The following is an 830-nucleotide window of genomic DNA, read 5'->3' on the forward strand; positions in this document are numbered from 1 at the left end:
CACCGCGCTGGACATGGCGCTGTGGATGGAGTCCGACCGCATGGGCCACCTGGTCGGCGCGATCGACCAGGCCGCACTCGACGAACAGCGCGGCTTGGTCCAGAACGAGAAGCGCCAGGGCGAGAACCAGCCCTATGGCCAGGTGTGGGACAAGCTGACCCGCGCCATGTACCCGGTGGGCCACCCGTACCACCACGGCGTGATCGGCTCGATGAACGACCTCAACGCCGCCTCGCTGGATGACGTCAAAACCTGGTTCCGCACCTGGTACGGCCCCAACAACGCGGTGCTGGTGCTGGCCGGTGACATCGACCTGGCCACCGCCAAGGAGAAGGTGGCGCGCTACTTCGGTGACATCCCGGCCGGCCCGACCATGGCCCAGCCCAAGGTGGACGTGGCCAAGCGCGAGAAGAGCACCCGTGAGGTGATGACCGACAAGGTGCCGCAGGCGCGCATCTACCGCGCCTGGAACGTGGCCGAGGTCGGCACCACCGACATCGACCAGCTGCAGCTGTTTGCCCAGGTACTGGGCGGGGCCAAGTCCTCGCGCCTGGACCAGCGCCTGCTGCACCAGGACAAGCTGGTGGACAACATCAGTGCCGGCGCCTACAGCTCGCAGCTGGGCTCCAACTTCGTGGTGATGGCCACCGTCAAGCAGGGCGTGGACCCGGCCAAGGTGGAGGCGATCATCGATGAAGAGATCAAGCGCCTGGCCAAGGACGGCCCGACCGCCGACGAACTGAGCCGGGGCAAGACCGCGTTCCGCGCCGGCTTCATCCGCGGCATCGAGCGCATCGGCGGGTTCGGCGGCAAGGCCGACGCGCTGGCCT

At 67.8% G+C, this 830-nt stretch carries 1 pseudogene; it reads left to right on the top strand.

The annotated features are described in order from the left end of the window. Positions 1–830 (top strand): annotated as a pseudogene (locus tag DBR34_RS22875) (pitrilysin family protein); the annotation flags it as partial.

The organism is Stenotrophomonas sp. HMWF003 (genome assembly GCF_003061285.1).
Taxonomy (GTDB): Bacteria; Pseudomonadota; Gammaproteobacteria; order Xanthomonadales; family Xanthomonadaceae; genus Stenotrophomonas; species Stenotrophomonas maltophilia_AP.